A 20,422-nucleotide genomic window follows, 5' to 3' on the forward strand; every position below is an offset into this window, starting at 1 on the left:
GTCCATTTTCCTTATATCGATGGGTGTGATCTTCGGTCGGCCACTGTAGTCAGTTTGTGAAGCTATAGTGAAAAACTTGTCGGTTTGGGTGATTGGTTGAAAACATTTATCGAAGCGCGCCACAGGTCTATCCCTGAGCCTCACTTGGCCTTAAGCTGCGCGAGCCAACAAGGCTGGCACGAAAGAACGGAGACACTGCCCATGCGAATTCTATTGGTTGAAGACAACCGCGATATTCTGGCCAATCTGGCCGACTACCTGGGGCTCAAAGGCTATACAGTGGACTGTGCGCAGGACGGTTTGTCAGGCCTGCACTTGGCTGCTACAGAACATTACGACTTGATCGTACTCGACATCATGTTACCCGGCATCGATGGTTACACCCTGTGCAAACGCCTGCGTGAAGACGCCCGTCGCGACACACCGGTGATCATGCTCACCGCCCGCGACCAGTTGGATGACCGGCTGCAGGGCTTCAAGTCCGGCGCTGACGATTACCTGCTCAAACCCTTTGCCTTGTCGGAATTGGCCGCACGCATCGAAGCCGTGCTTCGCCGTGCCCAAGGGGGTGGACGCCGCGCCCTGCAAGTGGCTGACCTGCATTACGACCTCGATACCCTGGAAGTCACCCGCGAAGGGCGTTTGCTCAAGCTCAACCCAGTGGGGCTGAAGTTGCTCGCGGTGTTGATGCAGAAGAGCCCACATGTGCTGCGTCGGGAAATTCTCGAAGAAGCGCTGTGGGGTGATGACTGCCCTGATAGCGATAGCCTTCGCAGTCATGTTCACCAACTGCGCCAAGTGATCGATAAACCTTTCGCCAAGCCGCTGCTGCAAACGGTGCACGGTGTGGGTTATCGCCTGGCCGAGGGACGTGATGGAGTTTAAGCAAAGCCTTGCTCAGCGGATCATCATCGCCTTTGCCTTGATGAGTGCGTTGGTGGCTGGGGCGTTCGCCATGGGCATCGTTGCGACGGTGCACCTGGTGGAAGAAAAACTGATTTCGGCAGGTCTGGGCGGGGATTTGCAACGCCTGTTATTGATGGACAGTGTCGAGGATTGGAGCCACCGGCCGGAGCCTGACCAGCTGTTTTATTTCAGTGGCGGGCCTGGGGATTTCGAGCTGCCCAAGGATTTGCGCCATCTGGAACCGGGCTTTCATGAGGTGTTTCGCGAGTCGCTCTCGTACCACTCTATGGTCGAAGTGGTGGATGGTCGTCGGTATGTACTGCTGCAAGACCAGAGCGATTTCGAAGAACGTGAGCGCGTGTTATTTGCCGTGGTGCTGGTGGGCTTTGTGCTCAGTCTGGCGCTGGCGGTGTTCCTAGGTTGGGTATTGGCCCGTAAAGTGATGGCGCCGGTTGTGCGTCTCGCCCGCCAGGTGCGTCATCGCGACCAGTTGCTTGGCCTGGCGCCGCCACTGGCGCCGGATTATGCAGCCGATGAAGTCGGCGAGCTGGCCGTGGCCTTTGACGCCACGCTGGGCCGCTTGCGCCAGGCGCTGTCCCGCGAGCAATTGTTTACCAGCGATGTAAGCCATGAATTACGCACCCCATTGATGGTACTGGCCAGTTCTTGCGAACTGCTGCTGGAAAATCCGGCGATTGATCAGCGCGGTCGCAACCAGGTACTGCGAATCGCCCGTGCCTGTGAAGAGATGCGCGAACTGGTGCAAACCTTCCTGATGCTGGCGCGTGCCAAGCATGATGATGCGGCCATGTCACCCCAAGTCAATCTGACTCAGGTGGCCGACGATTTGCTTGGCATCTGGCGCCAGCCCATTGAGCAAAAGGGCCTGGAGCTGATCTACCTGCCGGGTAACCCCCTGGGCACCCGCTACAACACCACCTTCTTGCACGCGGTGATGGGTAACCTGCTGCGCAATGCCCTGCATTACACCGAACAGGGCTTTATCCGGTTGACCCTCGAACCCAGCGGGTTCGTGGTGGAAGACTCCGGGGTCGGTATTCCTGAAGACAAACGTGAAGCGATGTTCGAGCCTTTCGTGCGTGGCAGCGAGAAGCGCGGCGAGGGCCTGGGCTTGGGCTTGTCGTTGGTGCAACGCATCTGCGAGAGCCAAGGCTGGAGCGTCAGCCTGAGCACGATGGAACCTCACGGATGCCGCTTTCATGTCGAGTTGAGCCAGGTCAAATCCTGACTTCCCACCCTGCCGCTATCCTGCGGCAGATACCGTGCTTTTCGGCGAAGATGGCCCCATGCCATTGGTTGTTTCTGTAAAGTCTTGAAATGTATGAGATTGGACAGGACAAGTTTTTCACAACGGGTTGACCTGTTGATCACAGGTTGCTGCTTAAGGTTGTAGGCAACAGCTACTGGAGATCCGCTGATGTCTACCCCGATCAAGCTCGATTTTTCTGAAAAGTACGACGATCATCACGCGCAGAATTATTTGCTCAAGCATCAGGACAATCTGGCTCGCCGGTTGTCCCACAAACGCGACGAGCAATTGGCCCGCGGTGCGTTGGCCATGGCCGGCGAGCCGGGCCTGGTGCTGGACTTACCATGCGGGGCCGGGCGTTTCTGGCCGTTGTTGGCAGAGAAACCCAACCGTGTGATTATCGGGGCTGACAATTCCGAGTCGATGCTGAAGGTCGCGACCGTCGCTCAGCCGGCGGACGTGGTGAAACGGGTACGCCCTTTGCACACCTCTGCGTTCGATATCGATTTGCCTGATAACTCGGTCGACAGCATTTTCTGCATGCGCTTGATGCACCATATTGGTGATCCGGAGCACAGACTAGCGATTTTGCGGGAGTTTCAGCGGGTTACTCGCGATAGCGTGATTATTTCGCTGTGGGTGGATGGCAATTTCAAAGCCTGGAAACGCAAGCGCGCCGAAGTGAAACGTCGTAGTAAAGGTGAGCAGGCAGGTTACCAAAACCGGTTCGTGTTACCGGCTGCTACTGTTGAGGCAGAGTTTGAGCAAGCCGGTTTCCGTGTTCAGGAATCCCTGGACTTCATACCGCTTTACGCCATGTGGCGTGTGTATGTATTGCGTAAGAGGTAACAGGATGGCAGTTGAGTGCGTAGTAGGCAGTCATGTAGCTCCCGAAGAACGGTTTGATTTTTTTTGGCGCCAGCAGGGCGAGTGGGTTGAAGAGCCTAATCGTCGACGCGGTGGTGAAAGTGGTGTGCAACGTGTGTTGAGCCCTAACGGCCGCTTGCTCTACAGCAAACGCCAGACCGGGCATATCTACCGCAGTTTACTGCACCCGTTCGGGCGCCCGACTGTGTTGCGCGAACGCGATGCCCTCAAGGGCCTGCGCTCATTGGATGTACGGGTGCCGGAATTGGTGTTCTGCGAGGCGCGTCGCGACCCGGAACATCAATGGAAGGCGCTGTTGGTGACGGCGTCCCTTGATGGTTACGACGAGATCGAAAAGTGGTATGCCGCCGGTGGCCGTGACCAGTACGGCGAGGTCGTGCATGAGCGCTTGCTCAAGGAAGTGGCGGGCACCTTGGCGCGCATGCATAAGGGCCGCTGGCAGCATGGCTGCTTGTACATCAAGCACATCTTTGTACGGGTGACAGGTGAGGGCGACTCGGCCAACGTGGAAGTAGCGTTGCTGGATTTTGAAAAGTGCCGTCAGCGTTTGACCGCTTATCGGGCCGCGTCCCATGACATGCAGCAACTGCGGCGCCATTCGTCGTGGAGTGATACTGACTGGAAAAAACTCAGCTACTTTTATGAAACGGCGTTTGGCAGCGCCATCAAGGGTTTAACCAGATGAAGCTAGAAATAGCACGAGGTTTGTTCCTGGTCGGGGCGTTGGGTATAGCAGCCCTTGCGCTGGCTGCGTGGGAACAGCCTCGCACACAAGTGCTCAGTGCGGTGCAAGGTAGCGGGCAATGCCTGTTACCGCGCGTCGCCAAGGCGAGTGTGGCGGTCAAGCCTGATCATGACTTGTTGTTGTTCATGTTCGGGATGTCTCAGGGCATGGGGCCGCAGAGTTGAAAAGAGTCTTGAAACGAGTCAAGCGTCAGAGAAAGGGCCTTACGATGTGAGGCCCTTTTTTTGCGGCTGTTGGGGATGGTTTGAGTGCATATCCGTTACCGCAGCAAGGGATATGCCGCCAACCCCAACAACGTCAAACCAAGTGCAGATGGTTATCCCAAAACCCTGAAGGCAACTCCAGCGGCTTAGCGACCAAAGGCGCCCGATGGCAATCATAAAACCGACAACGGCCCTGACCCGAAGTCACCACAAACCCATCCGCCACCGCACCCACCCCGGCACAGTCGGGCAACGGCCCGTCCAGGCGCAGTTCAGCACTGTCCATGTCCCAGATAAAAAACCGATTCCCCCGTGGCGCAGTCAAGGCAACCAACCGCAACTCACTGTGCACCGCGACACTGGCGGTGTAATGCCCCATCGCTTGCAACTGCTCATCCGCCACCGCAAACGCCACAAACGGCTGCCCCGGCCGCTTGATCGCCAGCAACTCCGAGCGCTCCTGCGACGGCCCCATAAATTGCTGGCCCGTGAGAATAGTGCCGTCGCTGGCAATCCCCATATGACGTACGCTGTTCATCTGCTGCCCCAGCGTTTCCTTGCTGATCAGGCTGCCATCGCGATGCATCAACACCAAGCTCGGCTCCATGGCATTGAGGTTCATCTCTACCCGGCTTTCAGCCTCGGTGCGAATCCCGCCGTTGGCCACCACCAAGGTCTCACCATCAGGCATCCACGACACCTGATGCGGCCCAATACCGTGGGTGGAAATCTCCCCACTGTGCACCAGCCGCTCACCTTCGAACTTATACACACCCAATAAACCACGGCCCGGGTCAGAGGTGTCGTTCTCGGTCGCATACAGCCAGTCGCCGCTCTGGTGGATCACCGCATGCCCATAAAAATGGCGATTGGCATTCGAGGTGATGGTCTGCAGCAGCCCACCATCGCGCAGGTTGATCAGGTAACTCTCGGTGCCCGGGCGACGGGCGACGAACAGCGCAAGGGGCAATGTTGGGTGGTTGATAATGTCGTGGCAACGTTGGCCGACCTGGGTGGCAAACACCTGTTTGCCGTCCAGGCGATAGCCCACGGCATAGTGCTTGCCGTTCGCATCATCCCGTGCGGACAGCAGCAGTGGGCCGTTCGAGCCCTTCTGCTTAAACAGTGTCCAACTGTCCAACGTGAGTGCGCTGAGCAGCACGCTGCCCACCGCCAAAGCCTGTCGCCTGAGCATCATCAGTCACCGTCGTTGGCGTTAAAGCCCAGTTGAATGCCCAGCGCCTTGGCCAACTCGCCTTCGTGCAGGCGGTGGACGACGTTGAGGCTGTCGTAGAGATCGTTGAGTTGCTGGCGCCCGGCTTCGTCGGCCAACAGTTCATTAAGTGTGCGCTGGTTGCTGGCGAACAGTTTCAGCGCCGCGGCGTAGGCCGCGTCAATCTTGTCGGCCAATGGCTTTTGGTCCGCCGGCAACAAGCCACGCAGGCCTTTGTTGTCGACACCGGCCCACACGGTTTGGGCGGCAGCGAGGCTGGCTTGCAGGCTTTGCAGGGACGACTGGCTGCGCCATGCATCGGCCTGGAATGGTTGCGCGATACCCTTGGTCTGGCGGCCCATCGGCGTGCCGAGTTTTTTCTTCAGGGTGTCCAGCGCGGTCACTTGCACGCGCAGCAGATCGGCGATGGCTTCATGGGAGTCGGCGTAGCGCTGGTTCGGGAACTTGGTCATCTGCGCGAGCATGCCGTCGGTGCTGTTCCAACTGGCCAGGATCTCTTCGGCCAGGGCTTTCTGGCGCTCGGCGATGGCCACCAGCAGCGGGCAGTAACGGGTTTTCTGGGCTTCGTCGGTGACGTCGGTCTTGGCGTCGTAGAGGATGTATTCGTAGGCCGACAGGCCTTGCACCACGACGCTGGATTTGGCCAGGGCGGCGCCGTCGATCTGCGGTTGGGCGGTGACCAGTTGTTCCACTTGGCGACCCACCAGGTTTTTCTTGTCTGGCCAGAACTGCACTTGCCACGAACGGTTGCCCTCGGCCAACGGGCCGATCAGCAGCGGTTGCAGCTCGGCCCAGGCTTTTTGCGCGTGCAGGAAGTCGGCGCGGGCGGTCTCCAGGCTTTCCTTGCCCTGGCAGTAGGCGAGGGCGCTGACGGCCAATTGGCGGTCGGCGTCAACCCAGCGGCTGTAGGTGGGCAGGATCACTTGCTTGGCAATGGCTGCCGAGGTCACTGCTTGCGGGTCCTGCGGCGAGCAGGCGCCGAGGGCGAGGGCGGCCAGGCTGGTGAACAACAACTTGGGACGAAACATGTCGAGCTCCCTTCGGTAAGTGGGGCAACGCTTATAAAGAATTCAGGAACGCCAGCAACGCGGCACGCTGCTCGGCATTAAAGGACAGCACATGCTGCTGCGCCGCCTGTGCTTCACCGCCGTGCCACAGCACGGCTTCGAGCAGGTCGCGGGCGCGGCCGTCATGCAAAAACTGGGTGTGGCCACTGACGGTCTGCGTCAGGCCAATGCCCCACAGCGGCGGAGTGCGCCAATCGCGGCCACTGGCCTTGAATTCGCTGCGGTTGTCGGCAAGGCCTGCGCCCATGTCGTGCAACAGCAGGTCGCTGTAAGGGTGAATCACTTGGTTGGCCAGCTCGGGCTCGGCGGCGTTGGCGGCCGTAGTGAACGTTGGTTTATGGCAGCCCTGGCAACCGGCCTGGTAGAACAGGTTTTTTCCGGCCAGCACCTGCGGCGTGTTGACGTCACGGCGCACCGGCACGGCGAGGTTGCGCGTGTAGAACAGCACCAGGCGCAGGATGTTATCGCTGACTTCCGGCTCGCCATCGGGGCCATTGCCGTTGGGCGCCTGTTTGCAGGCGATTTGGGCGTCGGTGCAGTCATCAAAGGGTCTCAGCGACGTGGTGAGGCCCATATCACCAGAGAACGCGTGAACATTTTGTTGATTGAGGTTGGGTTGCCCGGCTTTCCAGCCGAAGCGCCCGAGTACGGTTTTCTGCTGGGCGTCATCCCAGACCCAATTGGCGCGGCCGACGAGGGCTTCTTTATCGGCAGTTTTCGCCTCGGTATTGCGCAACACGTCGGCGTCGCTGATGGCTTCGAGCAGGCCCAGGCCGATCATCGGCGGCGCGATACGCGCCGAGAAGCGTGTATCCGGGTGCATCGGGCCGTAGCCGAGCTGGGTGATTTGCAAGGCCGGCTTGCGCAGTTCGACCACGGTGCCGTCCTTGAACGTCACGTTGACCGGTGTGTAGTCGACTCGCACTTTGCCTTCCGGCACTACGCCCGGCACGGCCATGTCTTGCAGTTGCCCGCCGTAGACCGGCTCGGGCACGACGCCGAGCTGCTCGATAAGCTTGGCGAGGGCGGGTGTATCCGGGATGGAGAGGCGCACCAGCATCGACACTGCATTAGGTGCATCGGGCAGCGGCGGGTGGCCACGGCCATCCTTAATATGGCAGTTCTGGCAGCCGTTGGTATTGAACAGTGGGCCCAGCCCATCACGTGCGGTGGTGGTGGACGGCGCAATCACCCAGGGGCTGCGAAAGAAACTGTTGCCAACACTGAAGTCCAAGCGACGGGTCGGCGCCAGATTGGCCGAGGGCAAAGAAAATGCGTTCTGGTCGTGCTTGTTCACCGTCGTCGCACCGCCCGCCCGCGCTTCACCGGGCTCAGCCTTCGTGAAACGAGGGGCGTCATCGCAGGCAGCCAGGCTCAAAGCCATCAATGCTACAGACAGGCGAAATAGCGAACGGAACATCAAGTTTCCTGAAGCGATGGCCAAAATTAGGCCGCAAAGTCTAACAGGGCGGGGCCGTTTGAATAAGAGCAATTATCGTTTGGTCGAATCCGATTCATTCCCGCTAGAATGGCCGCACATTTTTCTCTGGAGGTGGCCAATGCAGGCTCTCGACGCTTTGCTCAACCGTGTTTCCGTGCCGCGCTTGCTGGAGCCGGCACCGACCCAGGAGCAGCGCGATGTGCTGTTCGCCGCCGCCATGCGTGCACCGGACCACGGCCAGTTGCGCCCATGGCGTTTCCTCACTGTAGAAGGCGTCGCGCGTGAGCAGATGGGCACGTTGTTGGCCCAAGCCGTGCGTCTGCAGGACGCCGACGCCCCGCAAGCCGCCATCGACAAGGCCCAGAACGGCCCATTGCGTGCGCCGCTGGTGGTGGTGGTGATTGCTCGCTTGCAAGAGCATTTCAAGGTGCCGAAATCCGAGCAACTGCTGGCGGCTGCCTGCGCGGCTCACGGTATTTTGCTCGCGGCTTACGCCCAGGGGATTGGCGCGGTGTGGCGCACGGGTGAATTGTCCTACTCCGCTCACGTGGCTAAAGGCCTGGGGCTGACGGCGGATGAAGAGGTGATTGGCTTCCTTTACCTGGGCACGCCGCAGAACCCGCCGCGTACTGCGCCGAAGGAAGATGTGGCTGCGTTTGTTCAGGCCTGGACTGGCCTTTAAGCCGTCCATGGTCAAAATGTGGGGGAGCGCTTGCTACCGATGGCGGTGGTTCAGTCACTCAATGTAATGACTTACACACGGCTGTCGGGAGCAAGCGCGCTCCCACATTGACCTGTTGTGTTTCTTAGACCTTGAACTGATCCATCAGCTTCATCTGCTGGCTGGCCAAGGCGTTCAGTTGGCTGCTGATGGCCGCCGATTCGGTGGCCTGGCCGGTGAGGGTTTCGGTCACGGTGCGGATCGCCGAGACATTGCGGTTAACCTCTTCGGCCACAGCGCTCTGTTGTTCGGCGGCGCTGGCGATTTGCAGGTTCATGTCGCTGATCACTGTGACCGCGTCGCTGATTTTGCCTAACGCTTGCACCGCTTGATGGATCTGCCCGGCATTGCTCTGGGCCTGGTGTTGGCTGGAATGCATGGTCGCCACCACGCCACGGGTGCCGTTCTGGATACGCTCGATCACCAGGCGAATTTCCTCCACCGAATCCTGGGTGCGTTTGGCCAGGTTGCGTACTTCGTCGGCCACCACCGCAAAGCCCCGCCCGCTTTCGCCGGCGCGCGCGGCCTCGATAGCCGCATTGAGTGCCAGCAGGTTGGTCTGCTCGGCAATGCTGCGGATCACTTCCAGCACCGAACCGATCTGCTCGCTGTTCACCGCTAGGGCCTCAACTTCGCCTACAGCCTTGCTGACTTCTTCAGCGAGGGTGGTGATGTCGCGGGTGCTTTGTTCAATGATCGCCATGCCGTCACGCGCTGATTGGTCCGCCCCGCGCGCCGCGCTGGCGGCGTTGGATGCGCTGTTGGCCACGTCGTGGGCGGTGGCGCTCATTTCATTGGAGGCGGTGGCCACCTGATCGATCTCGCGAAATTGCACCTGCATGCCTTCGCTGGTCTGGCGTGCAATGGCGGATGACTGATCCGCCGTGCCACGTGCTTCGGTGATGCTTTGCTTGATCTGCGCGATGGTCGGTTGCAGTTTGTCTAGGAATCGGTTGAACCAGTTCGCCAGCTCGCCCAATTCGTCCTTCTTGGCATAGGTCAGGCGTTGGGTGAGGTCGCCTTCGCCGCTGGCGATGTTCTTGAGCATCGCGGCCACGGTATTGATCGGGCGGGTCACGCCGGTGGCCGTCAGCCAGATCAGCAGCAAGCCGAGCAGGGCGGCGGCGGTGCCGACCAGCAAGGCCTTGAGCATGCCGGCAGCCTGGGCTTTGTCGAGTACGTCTTGCAGTTTCAAGGTATCGGCCAGCATCACGGTTTTCGGCAATTTGATCACGACGCCCCACGACTTGGCGTCGGCAATCGGCTTGACCGGGTACACGGCGCGAATCGTGTCGTCTTGCTCGCGGATTGTGCGCGTGTCGTTGGCCAGCAATTGCACAATCTCTTTGCCCTCGGCACCGAGGGTGTCGATCAGGTTCTTACCGACCCGGGCCGGTTCACCGCTATAGGCCGCAATCAGACCGGTGCTGGAGAGAATCTCCAAGTGTGCGGCGCCGTCAAACAGTTCTTTTTGTGCAGCATCGGTCACCGCCTGCAGTGTATTGAGCGCCAGGTCGATACCGACCACGCCGATAACCTTGCCGTCGACGATTAACGGTAGCGAGATAGTGGTCATCAGCACCTGCTTGCCAGCCACCTCATCGGAATACGGGTCCAGCAGACAAACGTTGCGCGTGTCCCGTGGGCAGGTGTACCAGATGTTGTACGGCGTGCCGCTGAGGTTGGGGGTGGTTTTGGTCAGGTCTTCCTCGACCATCACCGTGTTCAGGCCTTCACCACCAGCGCGGCTCCAGTAGCTGGAGAAGCGACCTTTTTCATTGGATACGCGGGCTTTGTCGTCGACAAACTCGCTGTCCTTGCCATCCAGGCCGTTGGGTTCAAACGACAGCCAGATACCCAGCACCTTGCTGTTGCGCTCGAAAGCGGTTTTGAGGCTCTGATTGAGTTCTTCACGCAGCGCGCCGGCTTCCAGCCCGCGTTTGGCTGCCGTGGTGCGCAGGCCCTTGATCTGGTCGGCCAACGCCGTGATCACCACCAGGCTTTCGCCAAAGGTTTTCTGCAGTTGTACGGCCTGTTCCCCTGCCTTGGCCTGCAGCAGGTTCTGCACACTGTTGGCGAGCATGCGCGTGCTTGAATCACTGACCAGTCGGTTGTTTTGATCCGCCTCGTAGAGGTTGACGCCGACGACCAGTGCGATCACCCCCACCAGGCAAAGGCCGGACAGCAGCACGATTTTCAAGCGGATAGAGAGGGTATCGAACATAGGTTCACTCGCGATTAGACTTGTTGAAATGCAAGCAGGGCGAGCCAAGTCCATTCGGCGCTATGTACGGAACATCGGCGTAAAGAAATGTTTCATGAGGGAAAGGCGATGAGCGGTAGGTAAAAGACTACACCCCGCGCTATACGGGCGCTGCGAGCCGTTCCGGGCGTGTCCAGATCCACAGGTTGCCCAGGCTCATCCCGGCGATCGCCAGGTACATCGGCCAGCCGTGATCGAGCATCACCAGCATCAAGACAGCGCACAGCAACATGCTGACGGTGGCGCTGACCTTGGCCCTGCGCGCGATGATCTTGCCATTGCGCCAATTGAACAGGATCGGCCCGAAGAGCCGGTGGTTTTCCAGCCAGGCGCTCAGGCGCGGCGAACTTTTAGTGGCGGCCCAGGCGGCGAGCAAGATGAATTCGGTGGTGGGTAAACCCGGTACGACAATCGCCACCAGCCCAATGCCCAGGCTGACGTAGGCCAGCAGGCCGAAGAGGATCTGCGCGATTTTTGAGGTGGATTGGGTTTTGCCGGTCATGCTGAAGCTTATCTGATGGTAGGGTTTACACATTTTCCGAACTGAAATGCTCCCACCCTGAGCCGGTGTTTACCGGAGCATTTATGCCAATTCAGGGGCGCTAGCGTACGCCTGTTCCAGCAGCACGGTGAAGCGCACAAACGCGTCGATCGCACCTTTTTCTACCGCGGCTTCTTCTTCGGCGCTGAATGCCAGGCCATCGAGGGTGCGGGTGAAGCTTTTCCAGCCTTCAGCGCGACCACCGGCCGGCTCGCCGAGGTGGCGGGCGCCGAAGGTTTCGCTCAGGCCCAGGCCCACAGCGCGTTTGATCAGAAACGCAGCGCCGAGCTTGGAACCTTCGGACACGAACAGCCAGCCCAAGGCTTCTGCCTTGCTTGGGTTTTTCACGGCGCCGGCGACCGGTGCAGGCGCTTCGGTGTCCAAGTCGCCCAGGTCCTGCTTGGCGGCTTCGGCGCGGCAGCGTTCAGCCAGATCCGGGACGATCTTGATCAGCTCGGGGTCGTTGTACAAGGCCACCAGCTCCGATTGGAACAGGTATTGCGCGACCACGAAACGGGCGAAGTTAGTTTGGGTTTCGAACGGGGCGTGAGCCTTGACCAGCGCATCGAGCTGGGTGTGAGGCTCATTAGTGATTTGGTTCAGGCGCTGGGAGCGAAGGTTTTGGCGTTCTGCGGTAGGGGAAGCGGTCATCGGAAAAGTCCTTGAGAAGAGTAGCGCCTGGTGCCCTTAAGAGAGCTGTTATCAACTAGACGAACAAGAAGACGCGGCACAGTAAAAAATCCTCACCTCGCCGCTGAAATTCCGGCGAGGTGAGCAGGCGGCATCTGGGTGAATTGCTATCAGATGTCCCAGATCAGGTTGATCGCGAAGTTACGGCCGGGCTGGGTCAGGCGGTCGAGGTTGGCTGGCGCGGTTACGCCGGCTTCGCCGACGCCGTCGTAGCTGCGCACGTCGTCCCAGTTCCAGTACTTCTTGTCGGTGAGGTTGTAGAGGCCGCCGTTGAGGGTCACATTGTTAGTGACTTTGTAGTAACCGGTCAGGTCGACGATGCCGAAGCCTGGGGTTTTGAACGGCGCACGGGTGCTGCCATCAGGTGCGTGGAAGGTCGTGCTGTCGACGCGGTTCTGTTGCTTGACCAGCGTCCAGCTGACCAACGCGCCGTATTGCGCTTGCTCGTAGCCCAGGCCGAATACGCCTTTAAGTGGGTTGACGCTGTTGAGTGGCTCGCCGTTGTCGTCGTTGCGGCCGTAGGTGTAGCCGACCGAGCCCTGTGTGTAGAGGCCTTGCGGCGCGCCGAAGGTGTCGAGGTTCAGGCGGCCTTTGGCTTCAATCCCCTTGATGGTGGCGTGCTTGATGTTATTGGCTTCGAAGGTTTGTATGTCGCCGCCGGCGACCGAGGCGTCCTCGTCGATAAAGTTACGGTACTTGTTATAGAACACCGCGATGTCGAAGGAGCCCTCGTCGAAATTGCCGCGAATCCCGGTTTCTATGCCTTTACTGGTTTCCGGCTTGAGATCTGGGTTCGGCTCGACGGTGTAGCCCAGGTTAGGGTTTTCAAAGCGACCATAGAGGGCCTTGGCCGATGGCGTGCGGAAGCCCTCAGCGTATTGACCGAACCAGGTGTATTGATCGGTCAGCGCATAGGTCAGGCCAAATTTTGGCGTCACACGGTGCCAGGTTTTATCCTTGTCGCTGACCGGGTATGCACCGGTCGGGTTCACGGTGTTGAGGAATTCCTGGGTCAGCTTGGGTTTGAGCTGGGTGTAGTCATAGCGCACAGCGGGCAGGAAGGTCCATTTGTTCCAAGTGATCTGGTCCTGTGCGAACAGCGAGTAGGTGTTGATAGTCGGGTCCGGGAAGTCGCTGGACTTTTTCACGCTGTCGCCGGCGGAGGGGCTGGGAGCACCGATAGCCGTGCAACCCGAGCCGGCGGCGAGGCAGGAGGCTGAACCTTCGCGGGAGCCGGTGACTTTCTGCTGTTTGAGTGTGGTGCCGTAGGTTACCTGGTGATCGGTTTCACCGAGGCTGAAAGCCTTGTCCAGTTGCGCGTCGAAGACCCACTGTTTTTCTTCGTAAAGTGTGTCACGGGTGCGCAATACGCGACGACCCGCCTGGTAGATTTCGGCGGTGGTCTGATCGGTCTTGGCGATCTGGTAATTGAGGCTGGTCTTGATGCGATCAGCAATCGGCGACTCGAGGGTGAAGGTGTTTTCCAGGCCGAAGCGCTCGCGGGTGATGGTGTCGTTACCCGAGCGGGCGCGGTACAGGTTCATCCCCCGACCACCGATGAACGGGCCGCCCACAGCGTTTTTCAAGTTTACGTCGCGATCATCCTTGAACTTCTCGTAGGTCAGGCCCAGACGATTGTCATCGCCATAATTCCAACCCAACTTGGCCAGTATATTGGTGGTGCGCGCATCTTCTGGGTTGGCGCCGGTCCGTGCCAGGCCGGTGGCGTTGTTGCCGTCGTAGGATTCCATTTCATGGCCGTTGCGCTGGCTCAAGTGCAGCAAGCTGTCGAAGTCCTGCACACGGCCGGCGACGGTGCCGCTGGTCAGCCAGCTGTCGTCGGCGGAGCTGTAGCCGGTTTTCAGGCGGGCGCCGAAATCCTGGCCGGGCTTGATGATGTCATCCGGGTCGAGGGTGAAGTAGCTCACTGCACCGCCGATGGCGCTGCTGCCGTACAAGGCCGAGGCCGGGCCGCGCAGGATTTCCACACGCTTGACGATTTCCGGGTCGACGTAGTTACGGCGCGTCTTGGCGTAAGGGCCGTTGAAGAAGTTGTCCGGCACTTCCACACCATCCACTTGGGTGAGGATGCGGTCACCATCGATGCCGCGAATGTTGTAGCCCGCGTTGCTGGCCCGAGTGCCCGCGCCGCCGACCGACACGTTGGGCTCGTAGCGCACCAGTTCGCGGAGGGTGTTGACGTTCTGGCGGTCCAGTTCTTCACGTTCGTGCACGGTGACGGTGCTCGGCACGCTGTTGACGGCCTGCTCGTTACGCGTGGCGCTGATGGTCACCTGTTGCAGGTTGAGCACGCTACCAGCCGCGCGTTTTTCCAGCACGATGTTGTTATTGCCCAGTTTGCGGTAGCTCAGGTTGGTCCCCACCAACAGCCGGTCCAGGGCTTTTTCCGGCGACAGCGGTCCGCGCACGCCAGGGGACGACACACCCTGGCCCAGCTCTGCCGGCAGGCCGACTTGCCAGCCGGTGACAGCGCTGAACGCATTCAGCGCGGAGACCAGCGGCTGCTGCTCGATGCTGAAGGTGTAGTTGCCGTGGCTGCGGGCGACCGGCTCGACGGCAGTGGTGGCCATGGCGGGGGCGCTGGCCATCAGGATGGCGGCGGTCAGAAGGGACAGAACGGGCGAAGAAGACCGGCGGTTGAAACGAGAGGACATCGAGAGCGCTCCGGAGGTACGAATCTTATAGTTGCGAACCGATCCAAATAGGAATTAGTTGCATTGGCTATAACGAGACGTACTGCCGGTTAACATCGAGTAAAAATAATTCTCATTTAGTTCAGGATAACCAACGCCGGATATTCGGAAAGTTTGGCCGAGGTGATGTGCGCCAGTGAGCGCACCACGTCCAGCGGCTGGTCAAGGCGGTAGTTGCCGGTGACGGCTGTGCTGGCGAGCTTGTCGTTGGTGTTGACGATCCAGCCCGGGTAATAGCGGCGCAACTCGGCCAGCACTTCGCTCATCGGGCAGTTTTCAAACACTAGCCGGCCCTGGACCCACGCCAGGTCTTTGCTCACATCCAGTTTGGCGGGTTGGCCAAAGCCTCTGGGGCCGATACGGATGCTCTCGCCAGCGCGCAGGCGCACGCGGGCATCGTCGAAGGTGTTACTCAGGTCGACATCACCGCGCTGCACCTGCACTTGGGCCTCGCCATTGAGGTAGCGCACGGCGAAGTCGGTGTCGCGCACGCTGGCACGCACTGGGCCGGCGTCGATCTCCAGCGGCAGGCCACGGTTGGGGGCTATTTCGAAAAATGCCTCGCCTTGATACAGGCGAACGATACGCTGGTGGTCCTTGATGCTGCTGGAAAACGCCGAGTTGGTGTTCAACAGCACCTTGGAGCCATCGTCCAGTTGAAGGCGTTGTCGTTCACCGACGACGGTGAGGTGGTCGGCTTGCAGGCGCACGGGCAGGCTGCTGAAGCTGAACAGGCCGATCAGCAGCACGGCAGCGGTGGCCAACGGTTTCCAATGCGGTTTGATCCGGCGCCAGACGCTCGGTTTACGCGGTGCCGCCAGGGCCACGGCGGCGCTGTGTACGGGCGCGCCACCCCACGCGGCCTGGGCTTTGTTGAAGGCCAGCAGGTGCGCCGGGTCGCTGGCCAGCCAGGCGTCGAACTCGGCTTGCTGCCCGGGTCGCGGGCACTGCAAGGCGATCAGCCAGTCGAGGGCCTGGTCCATAGCCGTGTCTTGCAACACCTCATGAGCCAGCTCATGGGGACGCAGTTTATTCGGGGCCTTCACGGTGTTCCTCGGGTCTTCGCCACGTTCTATTCATCTTTCCGGCAGCCTGAATCGATACCTCTGTCGGGTGAAGCTTAAGGCTGATCCAGACGTTCGGCCACACCTACACAGATGGCCATGATCAATTTCAGTTCCTTTTGCACGGTGCTCAAGGACACTTGCAACTGATCGGCAATCTCCTGATAGCTGCAACCGTGCAGGCGGCTGAGGATGAAAATCTGCTGTTGGCGGGCGCTCAACTGGCCGAGGCTGACACTCAGGTGTTCGAGCAACTGTTCGGCCTGGGTTGCGTCTTCGGGTGTGCTGATGGGGGCGGCGATGCTTTGCAGCACGTCCAGTGGAACATCTTCCTGCAGCGTGCGGGCTTGCATACGGCGCGAACGCAGGTGGTCCAGCGCCAGGTTACGCGCAGTCTGGTAGACAAAGGGTTCGAGGTGTTCGATCGGCCGCTCGCTGAGGGCCCGGGTGACGCGCAGGTAGGTCTCCTGCAACAGGTCCTCGGCGGTGCTGGGGTTATTCACCATCCGCTGCAAGGTGCGTAGCAGAATCACCCGTTGGGTGAGAAAGACGTGGTTGAAGCGAGATTGGCTCACAGTGCTACCAGATCGATTTGCAGTTAATGATAATGCTTATCATCAACTCAAATGGCAAGTGGCTATTGCTGTGAGCCAATCATTCGCTTACTCGGCGTTACACAGCGCCAGGCAGTTATCCAGCATACGGTTGGAGAAGCCCCACTCGTTGTCGTACCAGGCCAGTACTTTCAGCAATTTGCCGCTGACTTTGGTGTGATTAGCATCGAAAATCGACGACAACGGGTTATGGTTGAAGTCACTGGAAACCAACGGCAGGGTGTTGTAGCCAAGGATTTTCGAGTGCTGGCTGGCTTCCTTGAGCAGTGCGTTGACTTGCTCGGCCGTGGCTTCTTTTTTCAGCTCTACGGTGAGGTCGACCAGCGACACGTTGATCACCGGTACACGCACCGCCATGCCGGTCAGCTTACCCGCCAGTTCCGGCAGCACCAGGCCGACCGCTTCTGCGGCGCCGGTCTTGCTCGGGATCATGTTCTGGGTAGCCGAGCGCGCGCGGTACGGGTCGGTGTGGTAGACGTCGGTCAGGTTCTGGTCGTTGGTGTAGGCGTGAATGGTGGTCATCAAGCCGTTTTCAATGCCCAACTCGCGGTGCAGCACTTGGGCGACCGGTGCCAGGCAATTGGTGGTGCACGAAGCGTTGGAGATGATTTGGTGCGATTGACGCAAAATGTCATGGTTCACACCGTAAACCACGGTGGCATCGGCGCCTTTGGCCGGGGCCGAGATGATCACCTTGCGTGCGCCAGCGGTAATATGGGCGGCAGCCTTGTCACGGTCGGTGAACAGACCGGTGCATTCAAACACCACGTCGATCTTGTGCGCAGCCCACGGCAGGTCGGCCGGGTTGCGAATGGCACTCACGGCGATCCGGTCACCATTGACGGTCAGGCTTTCCTGGTCATGGGCAACCTCTGCTTCGAAAGTACCGTGTACGGTGTCGTATTTGAGCAGGTGGGCATTGATCGAACTGTCGCCCAGATCATTGATGGCGACGATCTGCAAATCCTGGCGGTAGCCTTGGGTATACAGTGCCCGCAGGACATTACGGCCGATACGGCCAAAACCATTGATTGCGATACGAAGAGTCATTGGAAAGTGCCTGTCGTCGATTTGTTGTAAGAATTACAAGATTATTCGCATAAAAATAGAAAACAAGCCTTTTTAGTGGCAATATTTTGTTCAATCTACAACGAGTGACCTGAATCAACTGGTCCGATGATTCAAACGACACCCATGCCATCCCATGAGCTACGGGCGTTTGATCAGCATAGGAACGAAGGTCGCCACATCCGTTAGCCTGGAGTTCTACACATGCATCCCCGCGTTATTGAGGTCACCGAACGGCTTATCGCCCGCAGTCGTGCAACCCGCGAGGCTTACCTTGCACTCATTCGCGGCGCAGCCAGCGACGGCCCGATGCGCGGTAAGCTGCAATGCGCCAACTTCGCCCACGGCGTAGCCGGTTGCGGCACTGAAGATAAAAATAGCCTGCGAATGATGAATGCCGCCAACGTGGCAATTGTTTCGTCATATAACGACATGCTCTCGGCGCACCAACCGTACGAACATTTCCCTGAACAGATTAAAAAAGCCCTGCGCGAAGTCGGCTCGGTCGGCCAGTTCGCCGGCGGCACGCCCGCCATGTGCGACGGCGTGACCCAAGGCGAGCCCGGCATGGAGCTGAGCCTGCTCAGCCGTGAAGTCATCGCCATGTCCACGGCGGTAGCACTGTCCCACAACATGTTCGATGGGGCGCTGATGCTGGGCATCTGCGACAAGATCGTGCCGGGCCTGATGATGGGCGCGTTGCGCTACGGTCACCTGCCGATGATCTTCGTACCCGGCGGCCCAATGCCGTCGGGCATTTCCAACAAGCAGAAGGCTGATGTGCGTCAGCGTTACGCTGAAGGCAAGGCTACTCGCGAGGAGCTGCTGGAGTCGGAGATGAAGTCCTACCACAGTCCCGGCACCTGCACCTTTTACGGCACCGCCAACACCAACCAGTTGTTGATGGAAGTGATGGGCCTGCACTTGCCGGGCGCCTCGTTCGTCAACCCGTACACGCCGTTGCGTGATGCGCTGACCCGCGAAGCTGCGCATCAGGTCACGCGCCTGACCAAGGCCAACGGCAATTTCATGCCGATCGGCGAGGTCGTCGACGAGAAATCCATCGTCAACTCCATCGTCGCCCTCAATGCTACCGGCGGTTCCACCAACCACACGCTGCACATGCCGGCGATCGCCATGTCGGCAGGCATCATTCTCACCTGGCAGGACATGGCCGATCTCTCCGAGGTGGTGCCGACCCTGTCCCACGTGTATCCAAACGGCAAGGCTGACATCAATCACTTTCAGGCAGCGGGCGGCATGTCGTTCCTGATCCGCGAACTGCTCGAAGCCGGCCTGCTCCACGAAGACGTCAACACTGTGGCAGGTAAGGGCCTTAGCCGTTACACCCAGGAGCCGTTCCTGGTCGACGGCGAGCTGATCTGGCGCGACGGCCCGATCGAAAGCCTCGATGAAACCATCCTGCGCCCCGTGGCCCGTGCGTTCTCGGCGGAAGGCGGCTTGCGCGTAATGGAAGGCAACCTCGGCCGTGGCGTGATGAAAGTTTCCGCCGTGGCACCGGAGCACCAGATCGTCGAAGCCCCGGCGGTGGTATTCCAGGATCAGCAGGATCTGGCCGATGCGTTCAAGGCCGGCCAGTTGGAGAAAGATTTTGTCGCAGTCATGCGCTTCCAGGGCCCGCGCTCTAACGGAATGCCGGAACTGCACAAGATGACGCCGTTCCTGGGTGTGTTGCAGGACCGTGGCTTCAAAGTAGCGTTGGTGACAGACGGGCGCATGTCCGGCGCGTCGGGTAAGATCCCCGCCGCGATTCATGTCAACCCCGAAGCCCAGAGCGGCGGGCCGCTGGCACGGGTCAAAGATGGCGATATCATTCGCGTGGATGGCGTGAAAGGCACCTTGGAGCTTAAGGTGGACGCCGAAGAATTTGCAGCGCGCACGCCTGCCACGGGCCTGTTGGGCAATAACGTGGGGGCTGGTCGCGAGCTGTTTGCATTTATGCGCTTGGCCGCAAGCTCCGCAGAGCAAGGCGCCAGCGCCTTTACCTCTGCCTTGGAGACGCTTAAGTGAAGCTTGCGCTGGTCGGTGATATTGGGGGTACCAACGCCCGTTTTGCGTTGTGGCGAGATCAGGAACTGCATTCGATCCGCGTGCATGCCACTGCAGATCACCAGGGCCCTGAGGAGGCCATCAAGGTTTACCTCAAGGAAGAAGGCCTGGAAATGGGGGACATCGGCGCGGTGTGCCTGTCGGTTGCCGGGCCGGTGGGGGGCGATGAATTTAAATTCACCAACAATCACTGGCGCCTGAGCAAAGCAGCATTTTGCAAAGCCTTGCAGGTCGATGAGCTGCTGCTGGTCAATGACTTCACGGCCATGGCCTTGGGCATGACCCGCCTCAAACCCGACGAATTCCGCGTGGTCTGCGAAGGCACGCCGGAACCGTTGCGCCCAGCCGTGGTGATCGGCCCGGGCACCGGCTTAGGCGTCGGCACCTTGCTGGATTTTGGGGGCGGCCGCTTCGCAGCGCTGCCGGGTGAGGGCGGGCATGTCGACCTGCCGCTGAGCAGCCCGCGTGAAACCCAACTGTGGCAGCACATCTACACTGAGATCGGCCACGTCAGCGCCGAAACAGCGTTGAGCGGTGGTGGCTTGCCGCGTGTGTACCGTGCGATCTGTGCGGTCGACGGACATACACCGGTGCTGGACACGCCCGAAACCATTACGGCGGCAGGCCTGGCCGGCGACCCGGTGGCAATGGAAGTGTTGAACCAGTTCAGCATCTGGCTGGGCCGGGTAGCCGGTAACAACGTGCTGACCACCGGTGGTCGCGGTGGTGTGTATATCGTGGGTGGGGTGATTCCACGGTTTGCCGACTTCTTTATCAACAGCGGTTTCGCCAAGAGTTTCAGTGACAAAGGCTGCATGAGCGACTACTTCAAAGGCATTCCGGTGTGGTTGGTGACCGCGCCGTATTCCGGGTTGACCGGGGCTGGCGTTGCACTGGAGCAGGCTTTTGCATAGACCGCTAAC

At 59.8% G+C, this 20,422-nt stretch carries 18 protein-coding genes; 8 read left to right on the forward strand and 10 right to left on the reverse strand.

Annotated features, from left to right (window positions below; genetic code table 11):
* The first annotated feature begins 201 nt into the window (after window positions 1-201).
* From colR to FW764_RS18485, 5 genes are all read left to right on the forward strand, one after another.
* A complete protein-coding gene (colR, locus tag FW764_RS18465; protein WP_016975511.1) occupies window positions 202-885 on the forward strand; it encodes a two-component system response regulator ColR in 684 nt (227 codons plus the stop codon).
* A complete protein-coding gene (locus FW764_RS18470) occupies window positions 875-2,155 on the forward strand; it encodes a sensor histidine kinase (protein WP_446435098.1) in 1,281 nt (426 codons plus the stop codon). Before colR ends, FW764_RS18470 begins: the two co-directional genes overlap by 11 nt.
* 189 nt (window positions 2,156-2,344) lie before the next feature.
* A complete protein-coding gene (locus tag FW764_RS18475) occupies window positions 2,345-3,025 on the forward strand; it encodes a class I SAM-dependent methyltransferase (RefSeq protein ID WP_446435099.1) in 681 nt (226 codons plus the stop codon).
* A gap of 4 nt (window positions 3,026-3,029) precedes the next feature.
* Entirely contained in the window at window positions 3,030-3,749 is a 720-nt protein-coding gene (locus FW764_RS18480; protein WP_446435100.1) for a lipopolysaccharide kinase InaA family protein, read from the forward strand.
* Window positions 3,746-3,973: a hypothetical protein gene (locus FW764_RS18485; RefSeq protein ID WP_446435101.1), complete on the forward strand. Its 228-nt coding sequence runs from the start codon at window positions 3,746-3,748 to the stop codon at window positions 3,971-3,973. The genes FW764_RS18480 and FW764_RS18485 overlap by 4 nt, the downstream gene beginning before the upstream one ends.
* Window positions 3,974-4,106: 133 nt before the next feature.
* On the opposite strand, the gene FW764_RS18490 is transcribed toward FW764_RS18485, so the two are convergent.
* From FW764_RS18490 to FW764_RS18500, 3 genes are read right to left on the reverse strand one after another with little or no spacing between them, the layout of a single operon-like run.
* Entirely contained in the window at window positions 4,107-5,207 is a 1,101-nt protein-coding gene (locus FW764_RS18490) for a DUF1513 domain-containing protein (protein WP_446435192.1), read from the reverse strand.
* Between the two features lie 2 nt (window positions 5,208-5,209).
* Window positions 5,210-6,274, reverse strand: a complete 1,065-nt coding sequence (locus tag FW764_RS18495) for an imelysin family protein (RefSeq protein WP_446435102.1) — start codon at window positions 6,272-6,274, stop codon at window positions 5,210-5,212.
* Between the two features lie 31 nt (window positions 6,275-6,305).
* Window positions 6,306-7,733 carry a di-heme oxidoreductase family protein gene (locus FW764_RS18500; RefSeq protein ID WP_446435103.1) on the reverse strand — a complete coding sequence of 476 codons (1,428 nt, stop codon included), beginning with the start codon at window positions 7,731-7,733 and terminating at the stop codon, window positions 6,306-6,308.
* Window positions 7,734-7,872: 139 nt separating this feature from the next.
* On the opposite strand from FW764_RS18500, the gene FW764_RS18505 reads away from it, so the two are divergent.
* Window positions 7,873-8,436, forward strand: a complete 564-nt coding sequence (locus FW764_RS18505) for an NAD(P)H nitroreductase (RefSeq protein ID WP_446435104.1) — start codon at window positions 7,873-7,875, stop codon at window positions 8,434-8,436.
* 124 nt (window positions 8,437-8,560) lie between these two features.
* Here the strand turns inward: FW764_RS18505 and FW764_RS18510 are convergent, their stop codons facing one another.
* The 7 genes from FW764_RS18510 to gap form a co-directional block, all read right to left on the reverse strand.
* Window positions 8,561-10,699 (reverse strand): methyl-accepting chemotaxis protein, encoded by a 2,139-nt coding sequence (locus FW764_RS18510; protein ID WP_446435105.1) that lies wholly within the window; start codon window positions 10,697-10,699, stop codon window positions 8,561-8,563.
* Window positions 10,700-10,838: 139 nt separating this feature from the next.
* A complete protein-coding gene (locus FW764_RS18515) occupies window positions 10,839-11,240 on the reverse strand; it encodes a YbaN family protein (protein WP_446435106.1) in 402 nt (133 codons plus the stop codon).
* An 81-nt stretch (window positions 11,241-11,321) separates the two neighbouring features.
* A complete protein-coding gene (locus tag FW764_RS18520; protein ID WP_446435107.1) occupies window positions 11,322-11,930 on the reverse strand; it encodes a biliverdin-producing heme oxygenase in 609 nt (202 codons plus the stop codon).
* Window positions 11,931-12,079: 149 nt separating this feature from the next.
* Entirely contained in the window at window positions 12,080-14,644 is a 2,565-nt protein-coding gene (locus tag FW764_RS18525; protein ID WP_446435108.1) for a TonB-dependent receptor, read from the reverse strand.
* A 116-nt stretch (window positions 14,645-14,760) separates the two neighbouring features.
* Window positions 14,761-15,729: a FecR family protein gene (locus FW764_RS18530; protein ID WP_446435109.1), complete on the reverse strand. Its 969-nt coding sequence runs from the start codon at window positions 15,727-15,729 to the stop codon at window positions 14,761-14,763.
* Between the two features lie 74 nt (window positions 15,730-15,803).
* On the reverse strand, window positions 15,804-16,322 hold the full coding sequence (locus tag FW764_RS18535) for an RNA polymerase sigma factor (protein WP_446435110.1): 519 nt from the start codon (window positions 16,320-16,322) through the stop codon (window positions 15,804-15,806).
* A gap of 87 nt (window positions 16,323-16,409) precedes the next feature.
* On the reverse strand, window positions 16,410-17,411 hold the full coding sequence (gene gap / locus FW764_RS18540) for a type I glyceraldehyde-3-phosphate dehydrogenase (protein ID WP_083356951.1): 1,002 nt from the start codon (window positions 17,409-17,411) through the stop codon (window positions 16,410-16,412).
* A gap of 222 nt (window positions 17,412-17,633) precedes the next feature.
* Here gap and edd point away from each other — a divergent pair, with 222 nt between their 5' ends.
* Both edd and FW764_RS18550 read left to right on the forward strand, forming a co-directional pair.
* Entirely contained in the window at window positions 17,634-19,460 is a 1,827-nt protein-coding gene (edd, locus tag FW764_RS18545) for a phosphogluconate dehydratase (RefSeq protein ID WP_446435111.1), read from the forward strand.
* On the forward strand, window positions 19,457-20,413 hold the full coding sequence (locus FW764_RS18550) for a glucokinase (protein ID WP_446435112.1): 957 nt from the start codon (window positions 19,457-19,459) through the stop codon (window positions 20,411-20,413). The genes edd and FW764_RS18550 overlap by 4 nt, the downstream gene beginning before the upstream one ends.
* Window positions 20,414-20,422 lie beyond the last annotated feature (9 nt).

This window comes from Pseudomonas sp. 1152_12, from assembly GCF_052850675.1.